Genomic DNA, 19141 nt, shown 5'->3' with positions numbered 1-19141 from the left:
TGAGATGATGGCATGGGCATTGGTGGCGCGGAGCAAATCGGATGGAGCGGCGGCAGACATATGACGACTTGATGGGCAAATCGCACTCCGAACCTCGGTCCACCCCACAGCTACGGCTCAAGGGCAATGTGGTCATCGAGGGGAACGCCGGCTACGACGAGGCGCGCAAGGTCTGGAATGGCGCTATCGATAAAAAGCCGGCCATGATCGCCTACTGCGCGGATGCCCAGGATGTGGTTGAGGCCGTGACGTTCGCGAGATCCCGCGCGTTCCCGGTGGCCGTTCGCAGCGGAGGCCATAATGTCGCTGGCCTGTCGGTCTGTGACGGCGGCATGGTCATCGACCTGTCGCGGATGAAACGCATCGACGTCGATCCGGTCCGTCGGACCGCGCGCGCGGAGGCAGGCCTCGATCTGGGCGAATTCGACAGGGCGACACAAGAGCACGGCCTGGCGACCACCATGGGCGTCAACAGCGATACCGGCATCGCGGGACTCACGCTCGGCGGCGGCTTCGGCAAGCTCGGACGCAAATACGGACTGACCTGCGACAACCTGATTGCCGCCGACGTGGTGACAGCCGAGGGAAAGATCCTACGGGCTAGTGCGACCGAACACCCCGACCTGTTCTGGGGCTTAAGAGGCGGCGGCGGCAATTTTGGCATCGTGACTGCGTTCGAATACCAGTTGCATGCGATCGGCAGGTCACTGCTCGTCGCGTCAGCGCTTCATCCTTACGATCAGGCGCACGAGGCCATGCGGTTCTATGATGAATTCGCCCGAAGCGCTGCCGACGAGATAAACGTCGATGCAGCCCTCGTAAGGCTGCCGTCGGGCGATCGGTTCTTCAGCATCTCCGGTTGCTATGTTGGTTCGCATCATGACGGTGAGCGCGCCCTTTCACCGATCGCCAAATTCGGCTCGCCCGTTGAGACGCGCCTCGCAACTGTCCCTTATGTTGAGATTCAGTCGAGCGGCGATGCCCTGTTTCCGCGAGGACGTCGCTATTACTGGAAGGCGCAGTTCCTGCGCGAGATCAGTGCTGGTGCGATCGACGCGCTGCTCGACGCCTATGCGATAGCCCCCAACACCTCGTCTTTGCTGGTTTTCCAGCACGTCGGCGGCACAATTGCACGGGTTCCGGTATCGGACTCACCCTACGCAAACCGCGATGCGGCGTTCGACTGCTTTCCGATCGCGATCTGGGACGATCCGGCCGATGACGACGCGAACGTGCGTTGGGCGCGCGAGCTGTGGAGCGCCGTTAGGCCCTATTCGACCGGGGGCGTCTATGCCAACAACCTGGGTGATGAGGGCGAGGACCGGGTGCGTGACGCCTATGGTGAAAATTACGCACGCCTTGTCGCGCTCAAGAACAAATACGATCCGACTAATTTCTTCCGCCTGAACCAGAATATCAAGCCAACGGTATAGTTCACGGCGTCGGGGAAAATCCAAATGCGAAGCCGCTGGACCATTCTTGCTGCCCTGTTCGTCGCTCGTGCCGCCATCGCCTTTCAGTTTCAGAGCGTCGCGGCCGTCGCGCCACAGCTCGGCCAGAGTCTCGATGCGAGTCTGGCCGATATCGGTGTTCTTATCGGGCTCTATTTTGCGCCGGGCGCGGTACTTGCGCTGCCCGGCGGCGAGATCGGCCGCCGCTACGGCGACAAGGTGACGGTCCTTGCCGGACTCCTGATGATGCTGGCAGGCGAACTGCTGATGACCGCGTCAACGTCGTGGAGCGTGCAGATCGCTGGCCGGCTGACTGCCGGCATCGGCGGTGTTCTCCTGAACGTTCTGATGACCAAGATGCTCGCGGACTGGTTTGCCGGTCGGGAAATCGCCACTGCGATGGCCATTTTCATCAACTCTTGGCCGGCTGGCATCGCACTCTCTCTCATGCTGCTGCCGGCAATCGGAGCCATGCTCGGGCTCCATGCCGTCAACCTTGCCGTCGCAGGGTTGATCCTGATCGGCCTCTGCCTCATCGCGTTAGTCTATCGCGCGCCAGATGCGTCCGTTGCGGTCGAAGGCGAGCGCAGTAACCTGACCGCCGACACGATCTGCGCCGTGATTGCCGCCGGCTTGATCTGGTGTCTTTACAATATCGGGTTTGCGATGATTTTCAGTTTCGGCCCATCGATGCTCGTTGAACAAGGCTGGTCCAGTGCAGCAGCCGGATCAACCGTCAGTATCGTGCTCTGGCTCGCCGCGCTTTCGGTTCCCTTCGGCGGCTTCCTCGCAGATCGGACCAAGCGCGGCGAGGCCATCCTCGTCACAGGCTGCATCGCCTTCGCCCTCCTGACACTTCTCCTGTCGCGAAGCGGCACGGTGCTTCCCATCGTCGTTGCCCTTGGAATCCTCTGCGGCTTGCCCGCCGGTGCGATCATGAGCCTGCCTGCGCGTGTGCTCGAGCAGAAGACGCGGCCGATCGGAATGGGAGTATTCTACACGGTCTTCTACGCCGGCATGCTGGCTGGACCGGCGGTCGGAGGAAAGCTCTCCACGTCGGTCGGCTCCGCGAGCGCCGCGCTCGACTTCGGCGCCGTCGTGCTCCTGGCTTGCCCTGCCGTCCTGTGGCTCTTCCGCCGTATCGGCCGGTATCGGCCGGCCGTTTCACCGACTTGAACGCGCGGGACGGAAGCCTGTGAGTTAACGCCTCAGCCGACGTTCCATCATTGTCGAGGTGAGCAAGCCGATACTGGGCCGAGGCTGACCGCCATTTCGTCTAGGCGTTGCTGTCGCGCTTTGCGCCGGCCGAGTAGGAGGCTGCCTGGGCGGGGACCTACGCCAACTCGCGGGGTTCGACGGGTCGCAGGGGTGGAGCGGCCCAAACACACTGCTGCTGACGACAGGATGAAAACTCTGATTTCTCCGCCTTACTCGTAAAGCGACCGATTTGCGGCGGAGAGCAAATCCGAATGTGCATCGGAAAAGCGATAGGCAAACTTGCAACGGCCCGCAGGTCGATCGCGCTTTCAACGAAAACGTTGCATCGCGATCATTCAATCACGTTGACCAACGCTACCGTGACGCGGTCGATTGGCCGCGAGGCGTCAACCGCCTTCAGCAAAGGGGGAAGGACTCGAACCCGACCGTGGTGTTGTTCCCTTTAGCGATCAGCCGCCGGACGACCGCTAGACTCAACGTCTTCCATAGCGGTTTCTACACCGATCCGCGCTCGCAGGCTCGAGTTCTGCTGGCGCGCTTGAAATGGTGACCACTCTGATCGCGCAGATGTCCGATTTGCTCGCCCCGATATTCAAATCTACGACGCGCACGTAGGCGACCTGTACCAGTGGGTCTGTGCGCAGTATCTCGTTGGTGTGAAGGGTGCAGAAACAAAGGCAAAGCGCAGTTAGGACCCGCTGATGAAAGAGAGGTGTGATTTAGTTTGAAAATCAACGGTCGTTCCGACACATGCGTCAATAAACCTTCATTGAACCCGCAGTGGAATTTCGTCTTGTCGGAACAGCTGGATCATGATGGCAGACCGGAGGGGTGGACGGGCCGCAGATTGTGTCAGAAGGAGCCGCGACAGCTCGATCGCGCTAGATCGGCTCTTGCTGCTTTGCACGCCCGCTACCAGCTCTCGCCGAAGGGCCGAATTTCAACGTTAAACGACCATGCGCTGCGATCCTGGATCCTGGTGTACGAGGTGCCAGATCTCGCTGGCGATCGCTTGCGGCTTGATGAAGAAGCCGTCCGGCCGCTCCGGCCACCGCTTTCGCGTCCATTCGAGGTCGATCACGGCATCGATCACGACATAGCCAACGTGGACTCCCTGCGGCCCCAGATCCCGGGCCATGGACTCCGCCAAAATCCGCTGCGCCGCCTTGGTCGGCGCAAAGCCGGCGAAGCCGGCCTTGCCGCGTAGCGCCGAGGTGTTGCCGGTCGCAATGATAGACCCCGCACCGGCTGCGACCATCGCTGGGGTAAATCGCCGGGCCAGGAACAAAAGCCCCATCGTGTTGACCTGAAAATTGCGATTGAGGATCGCCGGGTCAATCTCCCGGAAGGTGCCGAAGGCACCGCCGACGGCGTTGTGGATGACGACGGCGGGATGCCCGAGATCACGCTCCACAGCGGATGCCACCGCATCCACCTGCGCGGGATCCGATACATCACAGCGAAATCCCTTCGCGCCAGGCAATTGCGCTTCGAGCGTCGCAAGACGCTCCTCGTTCCGCGCGAGCAGCGCTACGCTATAGCCGCCCTCTGCAAACTTCCTGGCAAGGGCCGAGCCCGTACCGGGGCCGACACCTGAGATTAGGCAAACTGGCGCGGTCATGCGGGCAGACCTCCTTCGTGCAGCCGGCGGCCTTTACGCCGCAGCCCTGGACAGCAACTTCTCGACATATGGCCCGAGATCAGGACGGAAGTGCTCATGCGCGACGAGCCGGTCAAAATGAGCGAACGCCAGAGGGTACTCACTCCGAACACCGGCGTGCAGGATCTTGTCGAGGCTCAGTCTGTTCAACTGTTCAACCCACGCATGCTCGTTCGCGAACAGCGCAAGTTCGGCGGCAAAGCAGATGTCGGCCAACGTGATCCCGTTCCCCACCAGCGTATCCCGCCGCGGCGACAAGGCCTGTTCGATCCCCGACGCATAGATCGCAAACGCCTCCTTCGCGCGCGCGTGAATGGTCGCATCGACCGTGCCGGCCGACAGCGCAAGGAGATAGATCTGTCCCTCGCAAAGACCAGGCTGACATCGGGAAAGCCGTCTATCCTGGACGCTTCATAGGCGTCCCTTCCGTAGAGCTGGTACGTCGCTTCGCCAAGGCGCGCCACAGCACGCATGATGCTGTTGGATTCGAAGATTCCGACCTTGCCGGCAGGCCCGAAGGCGGCCGGCACGTTGCCGAACGGCTGCGCCGCCAAAAAAGCATCGGTCTTGAAGAGCTGCGCGCCGGTCAGCCCGACCCGCCCCGTTCGTGCGAGAGATGACAGCGACTGGCGTTCCTCCTCGACCAGAGGACGTGCGTCATAATCCCACAGCCAGCCTTTGAGCTCCCTGGCGGGCGCCCCTCTGACCTCGACATCCACACCGCAGAACCGTGCGGCAATGGTTGCCTTCCAGACAGGCGGGTTCGGCAGATAGGAGAATATGCGCAAGTCGGCCATCGTGGATTTCTCCTGATGAACTTCGTCCTCACGGCCTAAGCGTCGGAGCAGCCGGATGCTCTACTCCGAGCTTGCGTCGAGAATGTCGCCGAACGGCTCCCAGCGGGAACCGGTCCAGCGCTGAAGCTGAAGCTGCGTCCAGATCATGTTGTTGCTCTCACTGGTATTGATCCTGACGCCGGGCAAGGCGGTCGGCAAAACAAAGTCCTTCAGCGACTTTGCCTGCTTGATGATGTTCTCGCGCGAAAGATCGTCGCCGCATTGCCTGAGGATCTGCTCGAGCACCATGCCTTGCTGGTACCCGGTCAGATAGCTGGTGTTGGTGATGTCGGAGCCAACCAGATATCGCTCGAAGAAGGTGCGATAGGCCTTGACCGCCTCATCGTCAGTCCATTTCTGGTCATTCGGATCCTTGTTCGGGGTCCCGACGATGACTCCGATGGAGTTTTCCAGGCCCGCCGGTCTCAGCGTGCCCGCGACCGAAGACGAAGGGAAGTTGATCAGGATCGTCGCCTTCCACCCGGTCTCGGCTGCGCGACGGATCGCCTGTGCCGCGAATTTCGGCGTCCCGGCCACGAACAGTGCCTGCGCGCCGGAACTCTTGAGTGCGACGACCTGCGAGTCGACCGTCGGCTCCGTGACCTCGTAGCTGGCGGTGACCACACGCTTGTCGAAATCCGCGCCCAGCACCGCCTTGAAGGCGTTGACGTAGTCGCGACCGAGATCATCGTTCTGGTAGAGGATTGCGTATTTCGCCGCGGGCAATGCACGCGTCAGGTATCTTGCGTAGATCTTGCCTTCGGTGTCATAGCTGACGAGGCCTGTGGTCGTCAGCGGATAGTCCTTGACGTTGGTGAATTTGCTCGCGCCGGTGACGATCGCAATCGTCGGCACCTTCTTCGTAGCGAGATATTTGGCCACCGCCGAGTTGCCCGCCGTGCCGAGCTGGCTGAACATGAAGGCGACCTCGTCGCTCTCCACCAGCCTTCGCGCGTGCTCGAAGGCCTTGGGCGGGCTGTAGGCATCGTCCATCATGACGTAGTCGATCTTGCGGCCGTTGATGCCGCCGCGATCGTTGATCGATTGCACGTAGGCCTGCACGCCCTGTCCGACCTGACCGATCGAGGACGCCGGTCCGCTCAGGGGAAATATGCCGCCGATCTTGATCTTCGTCGGTGTGACACCCGACGCATCGCCTGCCCAGCAAGGAGTAGAAATCGCAATCACAAGTGCGCAGGCGAGTCGCGTGCTCCAGGACATCGCAGATTCCCTCCACTATTGATTTACGCACGTGGTGCTTGCCGCAAGGCGTGACAGACATTCAGCGGCCGCGTCAGGCCGCCAGCTTGAGTATCTTGACGATGTCGCCGGGCTCACGGATCGGCTGCGGATTGGCCCGCGTGAAGATCGACAACATTGCGTTCTTGCCAATGAGCTCGAAACGGTCCTCGGCTACGCCGACGTCGGCGAGCCGCCGCGGCAGATCGAGCTCCGCGATGAAGGCTGCAAAGGCTTCGCCCGCATCGCGACCGGGCGCGCCGAGTGCGGCGGCGACCGATCTCTGCGCCGTTTGCGTGGCCGGCAGATTGTACCGCAGCACGCTCGGCATCATCACCGCCGTACAGAAATAATGCGGAACATCGCAGGTCCCGCCGAGGACATGGCCGATGGCATGGCTGGCGCCCATCGGAACGCGCGACTGCAAGCCGAAGGCTGACATCCAGGACCCCAACTGACAGCTCAGCCGCGCCGCCTCGTCGTTTGGATTGTCCTTGGTGCGCCGAAGCCCGTCGTACAGATAGCGCAATCCCTGCTGGCATACGGCATCGACGAGCACATTGGGACGGCTGGAGCAGATCGCCTCAATGCCATGGTCCATCGCGCGTGTGCCGGAACCCAGCCAGAGCTTCTCCGGCGTGTATTTGGTAATCGCGGGATCGAGGATGATGCTTCGCGGCATCATCATCGGATGATTGAATATCTGCTTCAGCTTGCGGCTAGTGTCGGTGACCAGCGCACCCGAATTGTATTCGCCGCCGGAGAGCGTGCTCGGGATCGCGATCATCCGCACATTCGGGGTTCGGAATGGCCCGAAGCGGCGGTCCGGCGTGGTCTCGAACCCATCGAGCCCCATCGGCCCAAAAATCTCGTGCTCCATGCACATCAGCACGATCTTTGCCGCATCGACCACGGAGCCGCCGCCGATAGCGACGACCAGGTCGGCCTGGGCATCCTTGGCCTGCCGGGCAATCTGCGTCACCACGTCCCGGGTCGTATGCTGCGGCACGCCGTCAAAGGTCGCGGCATGGCGTTCACCGAGCGCCGTCCGGATATTCTCGATTTCGTCGGTCGTGGTGTTGAGCGTGCGGCTCGCGATCAGATAGACGCGCTTGGCGCCCAGCCGTTCGGCCTCCTCCCGCAGCGCCTCGGCCGCCGGCTTGCCGTAGATCACGGATTCCATGGTGGGATATTGATGGCTACCAACGACGGGCATGCTCTTCCTCCCTGGTTTACTTCTCTCCGCACCGCCGCGGCGTCAGCATCCCGACGCCGCCAGCTATCCCCGGTCTTGGCGTGCTCTTCGCCGCTCGTCAGGCGACCGCGCGCGCCCGCTGCGTCTCGATCTCGCCGTCGAGAAAGCCGGTCAACCGCTGGCGGATGATCGCTTCGGCCTCCGCCATGATGCGATCGATCAGCTCCTTGACCGTCGGAATGTCATGGATCAGCCCGACCACCATGCCGCAGCTCCACGCACCCGCATCCATCTGGCCATCGACCATCACCTTGGGATAGACGCCAGCCACCTGGTCGAGGATGTCGTCGATCTTCAGGCTTGCGCCCTTCTCACGCTCGATCTCGAGCAGCTCGTTGACGCCCCTGTTCTTCAGCACCCGCTCGGTGTTGCGTAGCGCACGCATGACAAGCACGGTGTCGAGCTCGGTCGCCTTGACCAGCGCCCGCTTCACATTGTCATGGACCGGGGCTTCCTTGGTGGCGACGAAGCGGGTACCCATGTTCATGCCAGAGGCGCCCATCGCGAGCGCCCCGACGAGGCTTCGTCCATCCGCCATGCCGCCGGAAGCCACGAAGGGGATCTTCAGCTCATCCGCCGCCCGCGGCAGCAGGATCATGTTCGGGATGTCGTCCTCACCGGGATGGCCGCCGCACTCGAAACCGTCCACGCTGACGGCGTCGCAACCGATCTTCTCGGCTTTGAGCGAATGCCGTACCGAGGTGCATTTGTGGATCACCTTGATGCCGGCCGCCTTGAGCGCCGGCATGTACGCCTCCGGGCTGCGACCCGCGGTCTCGACTGCCTTGATCCCGCCCTCGCGAATGGCTGCGATGTATTCCGGATAGGGCGGCGCCGACAGCGTCGGCAGGAAGGTCAGGTTCACGCCGAACGGCTTGTCCGTCATGTCGCGGCAGCGCGCGATCTCCTTGGCGAGGAGCTCCGGCGTTTTCTGCGTCAGGCCGGTGATGATGCCGAGGCCGCCGGCATTGGACACCGCCGCCGCCATCTCGGCGAAGCCAACATAATGCATGCCGCCCTGGATGATCGGATGCTGGATGCCGAACAGTTCAGTGATTGCTGTTTTCACGCCAAAACTCCGTTTCCGATCAGTGGACGATTTCAAACAGGCCCGCGGCACCCATGCCGCCGCCGATGCACATGGTCACCACGCCGTATTTCGCCTTGCGCCGCCGGCCCTCGATCAGGAGGTGGCCGGTCAGCCGCGAACCCGTCATGCCATAGGGATGGCCGATCGCGATCGAGCCACCGTTGACGTTGAGCTTGTTGGGATCGATGCCGAGCTTGTCGCGGCAATAGATCACCTGCACCGCATAGGCTTCGTTGAGCTCCCAGAGATCGATGTCGTCGATCTTGAGATTGTGGCGCTTGAGGAGCCTCGGGATCGCCGCGACCGGGCCGACGCCCATCTCGTCGGGCTCGACGCCAGCGGCGACGAAGCCGCGGAAGATGCCCAGCGGCTTCAAACCCTTCTGTGCCGCGATCTTGTCGCTCATGATCACGCAGGCCGAAGCGCCATCCGAAAGCTGGCTGGCGTTGCCGGCGCTGATGGTTTTGCCTTCGAACACCGGCTTGACTTTGGCGAGGCCGTCCGCCGTGGTCTCCGGCCGCGGACCTTCATCCCGGCTCAGTGTCACCTGCTGATAGCTGACCTGCTTGGTGTCCTTGTCGACCACGGCCATCCTGGTCGTGATCGGTACGATCTCGTCGTTGAAGCGGCCGCCCTGCAGCGCGGCGCCGACCCGGCGCTGGCACTCCAGGCTGTACTCGTCCTGCTTGTCGCGCCCGATCTTGTAACGCTCGGCGACCACTTCGGCAGTCTCCAGCATCGACATATACATCTCCGGCTTCATCGCCATCAACTCATCGTCGACGGCGTGGAAGCGGTTCATGTGGTCGTTCTGCACCAGGCTGATCGACTCGATGCCGCCACCGATCGCGATCTCGACGCCGTCGAGCATTACCGAGCGGGCGGCCACCGCGATTGCCTGCAGGCCGGACGCACACTGCCGGTCGATCGTCGTGCCGGCAACGGTCACCGGAAGCCCGGCGCGGATCGCGCCCTTGCGCGCAACGTTCATCACCATGGTCCCCTGCTGCATCGCGCAGCCCATCACCACGTCTTCGACCTCGCCGGGCGCGATGCCGGCGCGCTTCACCGCCTCGGCCATGACATGGCCGGCGAGCGTCGGTCCGTCAGTGTTGTTGAGCGCGCCGCGATAGGCCTTGCCGACGCCGGTGCGTGCGGTGGAGACGATGACTGCTTCGGGTGACGACATGCTTGCCTCTCTGTCTCAGGCGGCCGCGTCGAGCTGCGCGTAACGCAACACGTGGTAGGCGGGATCGCCGAACTGGATATTGATGGAAGAGATCCGCTTGAAGTAATGACCGACATTGAGCTCGTCGGTCATGCCCATGCCGCCGTGCAACTGCACGGCCTGATCGGCCACGAATTTTGCGGCATAGCCGATCTTGGACTTGGCGCCCGAGGCGAGCCGCGAGACGCCGGCCTCATCCTCGCCAAGGCTGAGGCTGAGATGCTGCATCAGGGACAGCGCCTCCTGATGCGCGATGAACATGTCGACCATCCGGTGTTGCAGGACCTGGAAGCTGCCGATCGTGACGCCGAACTGCTTTCGCGTCTTGGAATACTCCAGCGTCGCCGCGTTCAGCTCACCGATCGCACCGACCGCCTCGGCACAGAGCGCGCCGATCGCGCGGTCGCGGCAGGCCTCCAGCGCGGCAACGCCCTCGCCCTCCTTGCCCAACAACTCCCCGCGCACGCCCCGAAGGCTAACCTCGGCTGCCTGGCGGCCATCGATGGTCCTAAAACTCTGCAGATCGAGGTTCGCGGCGCGGCGATCGACCACGAACAGGCTGACGCCGCCGCGATCATGACGATGGCCCGAGGTCCGGGCGGAGACGATGAGATAATCCGCCCAGGGTGCGGCCAGCACCGCGGTCTTCTCGCCGGTGAGAACATAGTCGTTGCCGTCCCGGCGCGCCGTCGTGGTCACGGTGGCGAGATCGAAGCGCGAGCCCTTCTCGGTCCAGGCCAGTGCCCAGAGCTTCGCTCCCGCAATAATGTCGGCGATGTAGGCCTGCTTCTGCCTGTCGGAACCCGCCTGCTCGATCAAGCCACCGGCCACTACGACCGTCTCGACAAAAGGCTCGACGACGAGATGGCGGCCGAACTCCTGCATGATGATCATGGTCGACAACGGTCCGCCCCCGAGCCCGCCGACATCTTCCGAGAACGGCGCGGCGAGCAGGCCGAGCTCGGCGAATTCCGCCCATTGCTTGCGGCCAATGTCGTCCTCGCTCGCGACGATCTTGCGGCGCGCATCGAAATCATACTTGTCGCGCAACAGGCGCTGGACGCTGGACCGCAACAATTCCTGCTCTTCCGTGAACTGGATATCCATCCGATCCTCTTGTGGCGCTATTGCTAGAGACCGAGCACTGCTTTGGCGATGATGTTGCGCTGGATCTCGTTCGATCCGCCGTAGATGGAGAGCTTGCGCGCGTTGAGATATTTCTCCGCCGCGGTGTGGCCGTAGTCCGGACCCGGCATGAAATGGTTGGCGCTGACCGGATGCTCGCGGATCGCCAGGCCGTAATTGCCGATCGCGCGATGAGTCAATTCGGTGATGTTCTGGAAGATCTCGGTGCCGCGGATCTTGAACAGCGAAGCCGCCGGCCCGGGATCGATGCCGCGCGCCATCTGGGCCACGACGCGTAGCTCGGTCGCTTCCAGCGCCAGCACGTCGAGCTCGACGCGGGCGATGTCCCTGATGAATTCCAGATGCGCCGGATCGTCCTCCGGAATCTCGGCCTTCACGATCTCCTTCAACCGCTCGATGTAGCGCGTCGAGCGGCCGATCCCGGCCATGCTGGTGCGCTCATTGCCGAGCAGGAATTTTGCGTAGGTCCAGCCCTTGTTTTCCCCGCCGATCAGGTTTTCGACGGGAACGCGGACGTTCTCCAGGAAGACGTCGTTGACCTCGTGCGAGCCGTCGATGGTGATGATCGGACGCACGGTGACGCCCGGCGACTTCATGTCGATCAGGAGGAACGAAATGCCGGATTGCGGCTTGGCCGTCGGATCGGTGCGGACCAGGCAGAAGATCCAGTCGGCGTGCTGGGCCAGCGTGGTCCAGGTCTTGTGGCCGTTCACGATGTAGTGGTCGCCGTCGCGCACCGCCTTGGTGCGGACGGTGGCGAGATCCGAGCCCGAGCCCGGCTCGGAATAGCCCTGGCACCACCAGTCTTCGCCCGACAGGATGCGCGGCAGGAACTTCTTTTTCTGCCCCTCATTGCCGAAGGTGTAGATCACCGGGCCGACCATGGTGACGCTGAACGCCAGGGGCGGCATCGTGCCGGCACGGCTGGTCTCCTGCTCGAACAGGAAACGGCGGGTGATCGACCAACCAGGCCCGCCGTGCTCCTTGGGCCAGAGTGGCGCGATCCAACCCTTCTTGTGCAGGATGCGATGCCATAGCAGCATCTGCTCCTTGGAAAGGTCGGTCTCCGGATTGGGGACGCGCATCGCGGCCGGATAATTGTCCTTGATGAAGGCGCGGACTTCGTCGCGAAACGCCGCGTCTTCAGGGGATAGCGCGAGCTCCATCGGATGCGCTCCCTACCACTTCTCGCCGAAGGGACGGATCTCGAGCTCGAACGTCCAGGCGCTCTTGGGCTGCTGGTAGAGCTGCCAATAGGACGCGGCCACCGACGCGGGCGGCATCAACAGGTCCGGATTGTCGAGCGCATCGGGGCCGAGCGCTTCGAGCCGGCGCTGCCGCACCCATTCGGTATCGACGCCGGAATCGATGATGAGGTGCGCGACATGGATGTTCTTCGGTCCGAGTTCGCGCGCCATCGCCTGCGCGACGGCCCGCAGGCCGAACTTGGCGCTGGCGAAGGCGGCATAGCCGGAACCGCCGCGCAAGGACGCAGTCGCGCCGGTGAAGAAGATGTTGCCGCCTCCGCGCGGCAGCATCAGCCGCGCTGCCTCGCGCCCGGCAAGGAAGCCGGAGTAGCAGGCCATTTCCCAGACCTTGCGAAACACCCGCTCGGTGGTCTCGAGGATCGGGAAGTTGACGTTGGCGCCGATGTTGAAGATGCAGACCTCGAGCGGCGCTTGCTTGTCGGCGTCATTGAGGAAGGAGATGATCTCCTCCTCCTTGCGCGCATCGAGCGAGCGGGCGTGGATCTCGCCGCCGGCGGCCTCGATGTCCGCAACCAGGGGCGCGAGCTTGTCGCCGTTGCGCCGACCAGCAAAGACCGTGAAGCCTTCCGAGGCGAACTTCTTGGCAATCTCGCCGCCGATGAAGTCGCCGGCGCCGATCACCGCAACCGTCCTGTTTCTCTTCTGCAAGGGACTTCTCCAGCCTTGTGAGTTATTGAGGCGATCTCGCCCGCTTCAGTTGCGCAGCGATTCCGCCAGTTTGTGCTTCAGGAGCTTGCCAGTCGAAGTGGCCGGCAGCGCGTCCATGAGGATGATCTCTGACGGCCGCTTGTAGGAGGTGAGCTCCGGCGCGACATGCGCCATCACGTCCTGCGCAGTGGCCGACGAGCCTTTGAGAAGCTGGACGAAGGCCACGATCTCTTCATTGCCCACGACCGGCCGCCCGACCACGGCGCATTGCACCACGTCGGGATGGGTGCTGAGCACCGCCTCGATCTCTGCCGGATAGACGTTGAAGCCAGAACGGATGATCATCTCCTTGGTGCGGCCAACGATGAACATCGCATCGCCCTCGAAGCGCGCGAGGTCGCCCGTGTTGAACCACCCGTCCGGGTCGATCGCTTTCGCCGTGAGGTCGGGCGCGCGGTAATAGCCGCGCATGACGTTCGGTCCGCGGACATGCAGCTCGCCGATCTCGCCGTTCGTCACGATAGCGCCGTCCCGCGCCACGATCCTGGCTTCGATACCCGGCACGAGGGTGCCGACAGAATTGTCGCTGCGCGGCGCCGCGGGCCGCACACCGGAAATGCCGGGCGAGCATTCGGTGATGCCAAAGGCGTTGCCGAGCGGAAGACCGAGCTCGTTCTCGACCCTCGCCTTGAGTTCGAGGTCGAGCGGGGCGCCGGCGACGCTCATCAGACGCAGCGCACCGCGCTCCAGCCTCTGTAAGCCCGCCATCTGCATGTATTCCAGCAGCCGCTGGTAGGTGGCGGGCACGCCGTTCAGAAGCGTGATGCCTTCCTCGGCCAGCGCCTTGGCCAGTGCAGCGGGATTGTATTTGGTAACCAGCCGGGTCACGCCGCCGACCATCAGCGTCATCGTCAGCAGCGAGATGCCGACAATATGCGAGATCGGCAATACGCAATATTGCACGTCGTCCGCCGTCATGTTGCGCAAGGTCGCCGTGGTCCTGGCCGAGAACAGCAGGTTCCGGTGCGTGAGCATGACGCCCTTCGGCGTTCCGGTCGTACCGGACGTGTAGATGAGGACCGCCACTTGCCGCGCGCCGTCGGCCTCGACCGGCTCGGCCTGCGTCTCCCGGTTCAGGGCAGAAACGCCGATGTCGCGGAGCGGCCCGACGTCCTGCACCCGAGCGTCGTAACGCATCGCGTGCGCGGCCGCCTCTTCGGAAATCTCGGCCGTGAATAACATGCGCCGGGCGCCGCTGTGATCCCTGATCTGATCGAGCTCACGCGGCGACAGCCGCGGATTGGCGACGATCGCCCAGGCATCGAGGCGGCTTGCAGCGAACAGGAGGCAGGCGAGCGCGATCGAGTTCTCGCTGACGATCATCATGCGATCGCCAGCGCGGATACCGAGCGCGCGGAGCGCGTCCGCCGTGGCACCAACCGCCCGGTCGAGTTCGCGATAGGTCAGAGTGGCATTGTCTTCGATCAGAGCCGTTCGGTCAGGTGTGGCGTCAACATAGTGGTCCACCACCTCATGGATGCGATGCGGCAATGCGTTCGTTATTTCGGCCGCAGCCTGCTGCCAGTTCGACAATGACACCTCCCGTTGAAAGGCCCTTTGCGGGCTCGGTTCGTTCTGGATGCCTCCCGCGCGGTCAGGCGCTCTTGCGCTGCTGCGCGGTCGATTGCGCGAGGATTTCATCCTCGACATCGCGCAGACTGTCCTTGCCGAAGTAAATCTCGCTGCCGACGAAGAACGTCGGAGAGCCGAACGTACCGCGCGCCACGGCAGTGCTTGCATTCTCGATCAGCTTCTTCTTGACGTCGTCCTGCTGGGCGCGGGCGGTGATGCGGTCGATGTCCAACCCGGATGACAGGAACGCTTCGCGGAAGACCTGCGGATCGTCCATCTTCTTTGGCTCGATCCACATGTGGTGATACGCAGCGCGGAAATAGGGCTCGAACAGGCCCTCGAAATCGGCCGCAACGACGCCGCGCATTAGCATCAGCGTGTTGACCGGGAAGAACGGGTTCGACTTGAACGTCGTGATGTTGTGACGCCGCAGGAAGCGCTCGGTCTCGAGCGCATTGTATTCCGGCTTGTTCTTGATCCCGCGCAGCGACTCCGCGGGCGACATGTTGCCGGTCGCCTTGTAGACGCCGCCGAGCAGCACCGGCACGTAGTCGAACTTGACTCCCGTTCGCTGCTCGATGGCGGGCAGTGCAAGCTCGGCGAGGTAGGCGTTGGGACTGCCGAAATCGAAGTGAAACTCGACCTTGAGCGGAGCTGCCATGGAACGCCCTTCCCTTCGATGGCGGTGGTCGTTCGCCACCTGATTGACCGTTGCGCGAGTCCTAAAGTTCTATTTTAGAACTGTCAATATGATAATCATCATTCAACATCGAAAATCTCGCGGAAAATGCCGCATCCTATTGAAATGCAGCGAGTTCTGATTTAAAATTTACTCTCGTAGATGCCGCAGATTCGTCGGAGACGTTGATGAAATGGGATGCTCTCGAAGAGGAGCCATGCTCGCTGGCCCGCACCGTGGCGGTCATCGGCGACCGCTGGAGCCTGCTCATCCTGCGCGAAGGTTTTCTTCGGATTCGCCGATTCGACGAATTTCAGTCGTCGCTTGGCGTCACCCGGCACCTGCTAGCCGACCGGCTGAAGAAACTCGTTCGCTTCGGGGTGCTTCGCAAAATTCCCTATCAGGATGCACCCAAGCGCTACGAATACATCCTGACGCAGAAGGGTCTCGACCTCTATCCGATCATCATGTCGATCGTGCACTGGGGCAACATCCACATGGTCGACTCGCGCGGACGGCCGTTGCTGCACGAACACAAGAACTGCCACAAGATGTTCGACCCCGTCATGGTCTGCTCCGAATGCGGTGAGCCGCTGAGCGCAAAAGCCGTCCACGTGCATCCGGGCCCCGGCGCGCGGAAATCCTCACCTGCGCGTGCGAAGGCCGTCGCGCACGAGACGAAATGACAGCCGGCCGAACAAATGCATCAGCGGCCTGATAGATTTCGATGTAGCGGCTGCTCTTCTGCTTGGCGAGACGCACGAATACCAGAACGAGGAGTTCAGGTATCGGTCGGGAGTTCCAACACCAACCGAGGTGCTTGCCAGTGCGACAACGACGGCCCTTGTGGCCGGCGACGCACGTACGTTGGTCGAGTCTCGAGAGGCGGAAAGCCTGCCTGCGTCTCCGACAGGTTCAAATCCCGGACCTGCAACCATCTCAAATTACTCTTCGAGTCAGCGGCTTGAGATCCCTGCGACTTGCGGTATTCAGCTTGGAAGTCTTCGAATTTCCGGAGTGCTTTCAGCACTCATTCGGACGTTTTGCCCGCTTTCCAGGCGATTGAGATCACTACAGAATTTCTCTTTGTCGGAATGCCTTTATCGATCGTCCATCAAACGCTGAGGACACCGCCGCTTTTTCGGAACGGACGGTCATCTATGGAAGGAATCGATCCCACGTTTGATGGCCGGAACGGCGAAGCGATCCCTATTGCACGGACGGGGAAGTATGCCTGGCACGGCTCGTGCGACGAGCAAGCCGACATGGCGGCCGGAGTATAGTCGCCGCCCGCGCTGATCCAGATCAAGGATGCGGCGCTTGCCCAGCAGGGTGAGTGTTCGTGCACGCGCTAGTTGCTCGCCGGGCGAGCCGATGTGTGGCCGAGCCGGATCCGGCAATGGCTCATCAGATATTGGAGCCGTTGAGAGGCAAGACCTAGCGCGGCCATCTCGGCGCCGTCGGCGCCCTCACCGCCTGCATTTCTGGCGAGTTCAGTCTTGAGGATGCCGTCAATTCTCCGTTCAATTTGGTCCAGTTCGGCCTCGCTCTTCGCCATCCTGATTTCGTTGCCAAGCTCGTAAAGCGGCTCCAGCATACTTTCCGGTCCGCTGCCTGAGCGGGCGAAACGCCAGGCTGCCACGAGGATGGAGATCAGAGAGCCGAGCAGCAGCGACCCGTAGTAAAGCTTGTCATCGTATTTGTCGAAGAAGCTCTGCTGGTTGCCATTGTAATAGGTCGCAGCCCCCGGATGGATCGGGATCAACGCGTCCGCATCCGTGCTCGGCGCCGCGGCCTGGGACAATATCGGAAACTGTGACAGCAGATCCCGTTTTGCATCGACCAGCGACTGCGCCAGATCGGTAATGGCGTCGACATTGACTGACTTGTTGGCGACGAGAAAATACGACAAGCGCAGCGACGTCAGGTCATCGGAGGGAACCGGCGGAGCGCCCCGCAAGGTGCCCTTCGGGATGTCATAGCTCTCGTAATACTGCGCGATGTTGGCGACCGCGCCAGCCGACTCGATTTCGATCAGTTTTGGCCCCGACCCTTTAGCGCGTTCCTGGTGAAAGAACTGCCTGACTTTGGCGAGGTATTTCTCCGTTAGCGGAACAACGGCCAGCAACGCGTGAACTTTTCCTGATGCGAGCGACGCCGCAGCGTCGTTGATGGCAACATTCTGAAAGGTGACCTTGGCGCGGTCGAATTGATACACCTGCTTGAGGGCCTCAACTGTCGGAGCGTTGACGGCGCCGCCGACGACACCAATGGTCGTATCGTGCAAGTCACCGAGGCTGTCGGCGCTGACAGCCGCGGGCGTCACGATCAGGACCACCCCATGGGTCAGGACCAGAACGCTCCGCGCGTCCGCCAGGCCTCTGGTGTCGCCGCGAACGACTGCAAGATTGGCGTTGCCCGCCGCCAACAATTCGGCGGCCTTCGCTGAACTTCCGGCATCGCTGACCTTCAACAGGACATGAGAGTTCGACGCCGACAGGCGCGCTGATATCGCCGAGATCAGCGCCAGCGACTCGCCATCGGCCGACCCGGCAGCCACGGTGAGCACAACAGGCTTTGCGAAGTACCGATACGCGAACCATCCGCTGCCGATCGCCGCGGCCGTGGCTGCTCCGACAATCAATATCCTGAGCCATCGCGGCCACAGATTGATTGCGAGCGTGCTCATGACATCACGATACGAACGCCAGGATCAGGCCGCATACCCCCAAGGAAACATTGATGCCCGCCTGCCCCTCCACCGAGAGCGGCTGCAGTGCAATGGTGCGGTTTGAACCACCAAATAGCCCGTTGGCAACTGTACGCTTCGCAATGGGCAACATCAGCAGGTCTCCTATCATCGAACACTAGACCTAACGAATGGCGCTCTTCTCTCAATCGGCCTTCATCCGAACTCCCAGTTTCGCCCGCTCATCCTTGAATACGACAGCGATGGCTTCGATGATGAATTTGTCAGGATTTGCCTTACAGTACTGGATCACCTCATGCTCCACGACCTTTCCCTTCCTGAGATCCAGGTAGTGCTTCTTGGCCAGACCGTTGTACCAACCGCTGTACCAGGACGTCAGGGCGTCCGCGTCTTCCTGGTAGGTGCCCGCGAGTTGGGCGCATGTCAGTTTCTGCACATCGATGAAGCCGTTGCTGTCGACGTAGGTCGACAGCGGCGTCTGGGCGAGAGCACCGGAGCAAGCGATTGTCATAGCAACTGCAAGAAGGTAACAATACCGCATTCTGAATCCTCTATCTCTTGTTCGACTTGGGTGTTCCGCGGCAGGCGCGCTTTGCTCAAGGAACCGATCGCAGTTGAAGCGCTGACAGACCAAGTGTGACATCCAGCGCGACCGAGCCCTCGACTGACACAGGTTGCAGTGCGAAGCTTCTGTTGGATCCGCCGACCAGAACGTTTGCCCCAACACCAACGCCCAACGCCACATCACCGCTTGCACCAACATAGGTGCCAGCCAGAGCGCCGGCAGGAACGCCGGCGCTGGGCGCCAGAACGCCCCACGCCAAGACGCCGCCACCGATGATCCCAATATCAATTCCCACCGTGTTGAGGGCACCCTCGTAAAGTTGTGGGGGACCGGGCATGGATGGCACGAAGCGGCACTCCATCGACTGGTGTCCAACGATAATGAAGCCAATGCTCGGGTTAAGCCTACAGCTAAGCATACCAGTCTGGGTCCATGTCGGCGTCTGGGCCGAAGCAGGACCGGCAAGTGCAACCAACGTTGCACAAAGAGCCAATGCCTTAGGACTCATAATAAACC

General features: G+C 62.1%; 18 protein-coding genes. 3 read left to right on the top strand and 15 right to left on the bottom strand.

The features are described 5' to 3' along the window. Positions 1 to 41 precede the first annotated feature (41 nt). Together ABIB99_RS39725 and ABIB99_RS39720 are read left to right on the top strand one after the other, a co-directional pair. A complete protein-coding gene (locus tag ABIB99_RS39725; protein WP_354121955.1) occupies positions 42 to 1433 on the top strand; it encodes an FAD-binding oxidoreductase in 1392 nt (463 codons plus the stop codon). 24 nt (positions 1434 to 1457) lie between these two features. After that, positions 1458 to 2627: an MFS transporter gene (locus ABIB99_RS39720; RefSeq protein ID WP_354121956.1), complete on the top strand. Its 1170-nt coding sequence runs from the start codon at positions 1458 to 1460 to the stop codon at positions 2625 to 2627. A 988-nt stretch (positions 2628 to 3615) separates the two neighbouring features. On the opposite strand, the gene ABIB99_RS39715 is transcribed toward ABIB99_RS39720, so the two are convergent. From ABIB99_RS39715 to ABIB99_RS39665, 11 genes are all read right to left on the bottom strand, one after another. Continuing rightward, positions 3616 to 4290, bottom strand: coding sequence for an SDR family NAD(P)-dependent oxidoreductase (locus ABIB99_RS39715; RefSeq protein ID WP_354121957.1), 675 nt, complete (start codon positions 4288 to 4290; stop codon positions 3616 to 3618). 33 nt (positions 4291 to 4323) lie between these two features. Then, entirely contained in the window at positions 4324 to 4587 is a 264-nt protein-coding gene (locus ABIB99_RS39710; protein ID WP_354121958.1) for a hypothetical protein, read from the bottom strand. 599 nt (positions 4588 to 5186) lie between these two features. Next, positions 5187 to 6386, bottom strand: coding sequence for an ABC transporter substrate-binding protein (locus ABIB99_RS39705; RefSeq protein WP_354121959.1), 1200 nt, complete (start codon positions 6384 to 6386; stop codon positions 5187 to 5189). A 73-nt stretch (positions 6387 to 6459) separates the two neighbouring features. After that, positions 6460 to 7620: an iron-containing alcohol dehydrogenase gene (locus ABIB99_RS39700; protein ID WP_354121960.1), complete on the bottom strand. Its 1161-nt coding sequence runs from the start codon at positions 7618 to 7620 to the stop codon at positions 6460 to 6462. Positions 7621 to 7717: 97 nt separating this feature from the next. Continuing rightward, positions 7718 to 8728 (bottom strand): NAD(P)H-dependent flavin oxidoreductase, encoded by a 1011-nt coding sequence (locus tag ABIB99_RS39695; RefSeq protein WP_354181127.1) that lies wholly within the window; start codon positions 8726 to 8728, stop codon positions 7718 to 7720. 19 nt (positions 8729 to 8747) lie between these two features. Continuing rightward, the gene (locus tag ABIB99_RS39690; protein ID WP_354121962.1) at positions 8748 to 9938 is read right to left on the bottom strand and encodes an acetyl-CoA C-acyltransferase; all 1191 of its coding nucleotides are present in this window, start codon (positions 9936 to 9938) and stop codon (positions 8748 to 8750) included. Between the two features lie 15 nt (positions 9939 to 9953). Beyond that, a complete protein-coding gene (locus ABIB99_RS39685; protein WP_354121963.1) occupies positions 9954 to 11084 on the bottom strand; it encodes an acyl-CoA dehydrogenase family protein in 1131 nt (376 codons plus the stop codon). 23 nt (positions 11085 to 11107) lie between these two features. Next, the gene (locus ABIB99_RS39680) at positions 11108 to 12289 is read right to left on the bottom strand and encodes an acyl-CoA dehydrogenase family protein (RefSeq protein ID WP_354121964.1); all 1182 of its coding nucleotides are present in this window, start codon (positions 12287 to 12289) and stop codon (positions 11108 to 11110) included. 12 nt (positions 12290 to 12301) lie between these two features. Beyond that, positions 12302 to 13039, bottom strand: a complete 738-nt coding sequence (locus ABIB99_RS39675) for an SDR family oxidoreductase (protein WP_354121965.1) — start codon at positions 13037 to 13039, stop codon at positions 12302 to 12304. Positions 13040 to 13084: 45 nt separating this feature from the next. Continuing rightward, positions 13085 to 14632, bottom strand: a complete 1548-nt coding sequence (locus tag ABIB99_RS39670; protein WP_354121966.1) for a class I adenylate-forming enzyme family protein — start codon at positions 14630 to 14632, stop codon at positions 13085 to 13087. Positions 14633 to 14693: 61 nt separating this feature from the next. Then, positions 14694 to 15332 (bottom strand): 2-hydroxychromene-2-carboxylate isomerase, encoded by a 639-nt coding sequence (locus ABIB99_RS39665; RefSeq protein WP_354121967.1) that lies wholly within the window; start codon positions 15330 to 15332, stop codon positions 14694 to 14696. Positions 15333 to 15538: 206 nt separating this feature from the next. On the opposite strand from ABIB99_RS39665, the gene ABIB99_RS39660 reads away from it, so the two are divergent. Next, the gene (locus ABIB99_RS39660) at positions 15539 to 16036 is read left to right on the top strand and encodes a winged helix-turn-helix transcriptional regulator (RefSeq protein ID WP_354121968.1); all 498 of its coding nucleotides are present in this window, start codon (positions 15539 to 15541) and stop codon (positions 16034 to 16036) included. 665 nt (positions 16037 to 16701) lie between these two features. Here ABIB99_RS39660 and ABIB99_RS39655 read toward each other — a convergent pair. The 4 genes from ABIB99_RS39655 to ABIB99_RS39640 form a co-directional block, all read right to left on the bottom strand. Continuing rightward, positions 16702 to 18039: a TAXI family TRAP transporter solute-binding subunit gene (locus ABIB99_RS39655; protein ID WP_354121969.1), complete on the bottom strand. Its 1338-nt coding sequence runs from the start codon at positions 18037 to 18039 to the stop codon at positions 16702 to 16704. Positions 18040 to 18043: 4 nt separating this feature from the next. After that, complete coding sequence (locus ABIB99_RS39650) at positions 18044 to 18193, bottom strand: DUF992 domain-containing protein (RefSeq protein WP_502916683.1); 150 nt, start codon at positions 18191 to 18193, stop codon at positions 18044 to 18046. Positions 18194 to 18244: 51 nt separating this feature from the next. Further along, positions 18245 to 18571, bottom strand: coding sequence for an HdeA/HdeB family chaperone (locus ABIB99_RS39645; protein ID WP_502916684.1), 327 nt, complete (start codon positions 18569 to 18571; stop codon positions 18245 to 18247). An 85-nt stretch (positions 18572 to 18656) separates the two neighbouring features. Further along, entirely contained in the window at positions 18657 to 19133 is a 477-nt protein-coding gene (locus ABIB99_RS39640) for a DUF992 domain-containing protein (RefSeq protein ID WP_354122500.1), read from the bottom strand. Positions 19134 to 19141 lie beyond the last annotated feature (8 nt).

This window comes from Bradyrhizobium sp. LA6.1 (assembly GCF_040547805.1).
Taxonomy (GTDB): domain Bacteria; phylum Pseudomonadota; class Alphaproteobacteria; order Rhizobiales; family Xanthobacteraceae; genus Bradyrhizobium; species Bradyrhizobium barranii.
The sequence above is the reverse complement of the archived record's forward strand: the minus strand, read 5'-3'. Positions and strand labels throughout refer to the sequence as shown.

Bases quoted from the DNA above. Each gene is read 5' to 3' on its own strand.
- ABIB99_RS39725 (WP_354121955.1), top strand. From the start codon at position 42: ATGGAGCGGCGGCAGACATATGACGACTTGATGGGCAAATCGCACTCC.
- ABIB99_RS39720 (WP_354121956.1), top strand. From the start codon at position 1,458: ATGCGAAGCCGCTGGACCATTCTTGCTGCCCTGTTCGTCGCTCGTGCC.
- ABIB99_RS39715 (WP_354121957.1), bottom strand. From the start codon at position 4,290: ATGACCGCGCCAGTTTGCCTAATCTCAGGTGTCGGCCCCGGTACGGGC.
- ABIB99_RS39705 (WP_354121959.1), bottom strand. From the start codon at position 6,386: ATGTCCTGGAGCACGCGACTCGCCTGCGCACTTGTGATTGCGATTTCT.
- ABIB99_RS39700 (WP_354121960.1), bottom strand. From the start codon at position 7,620: ATGCCCGTCGTTGGTAGCCATCAATATCCCACCATGGAATCCGTGATC.
- ABIB99_RS39690 (WP_354121962.1), bottom strand. From the start codon at position 9,938: ATGTCGTCACCCGAAGCAGTCATCGTCTCCACCGCACGCACCGGCGTC.
- ABIB99_RS39685 (WP_354121963.1), bottom strand. From the start codon at position 11,084: ATGGATATCCAGTTCACGGAAGAGCAGGAATTGTTGCGGTCCAGCGTC.
- ABIB99_RS39680 (WP_354121964.1), bottom strand. From the start codon at position 12,289: ATGGAGCTCGCGCTATCCCCTGAAGACGCGGCGTTTCGCGACGAAGTC.
- ABIB99_RS39665 (WP_354121967.1), bottom strand. From the start codon at position 15,332: ATGGCAGCTCCGCTCAAGGTCGAGTTTCACTTCGATTTCGGCAGTCCC.
- ABIB99_RS39660 (WP_354121968.1), top strand. From the start codon at position 15,539: ATGAAATGGGATGCTCTCGAAGAGGAGCCATGCTCGCTGGCCCGCACC.
- ABIB99_RS39655 (WP_354121969.1), bottom strand. From the start codon at position 18,039: ATGAGCACGCTCGCAATCAATCTGTGGCCGCGATGGCTCAGGATATTG.
- ABIB99_RS39650 (WP_502916683.1), bottom strand. From the start codon at position 18,193: ATGTTGCCCATTGCGAAGCGTACAGTTGCCAACGGGCTATTTGGTGGT.
- ABIB99_RS39645 (WP_502916684.1), bottom strand. From the start codon at position 18,571: ATGACAATCGCTTGCTCCGGTGCTCTCGCCCAGACGCCGCTGTCGACC.
- ABIB99_RS39640 (WP_354122500.1), bottom strand. From the start codon at position 19,133: ATGAGTCCTAAGGCATTGGCTCTTTGTGCAACGTTGGTTGCACTTGCC.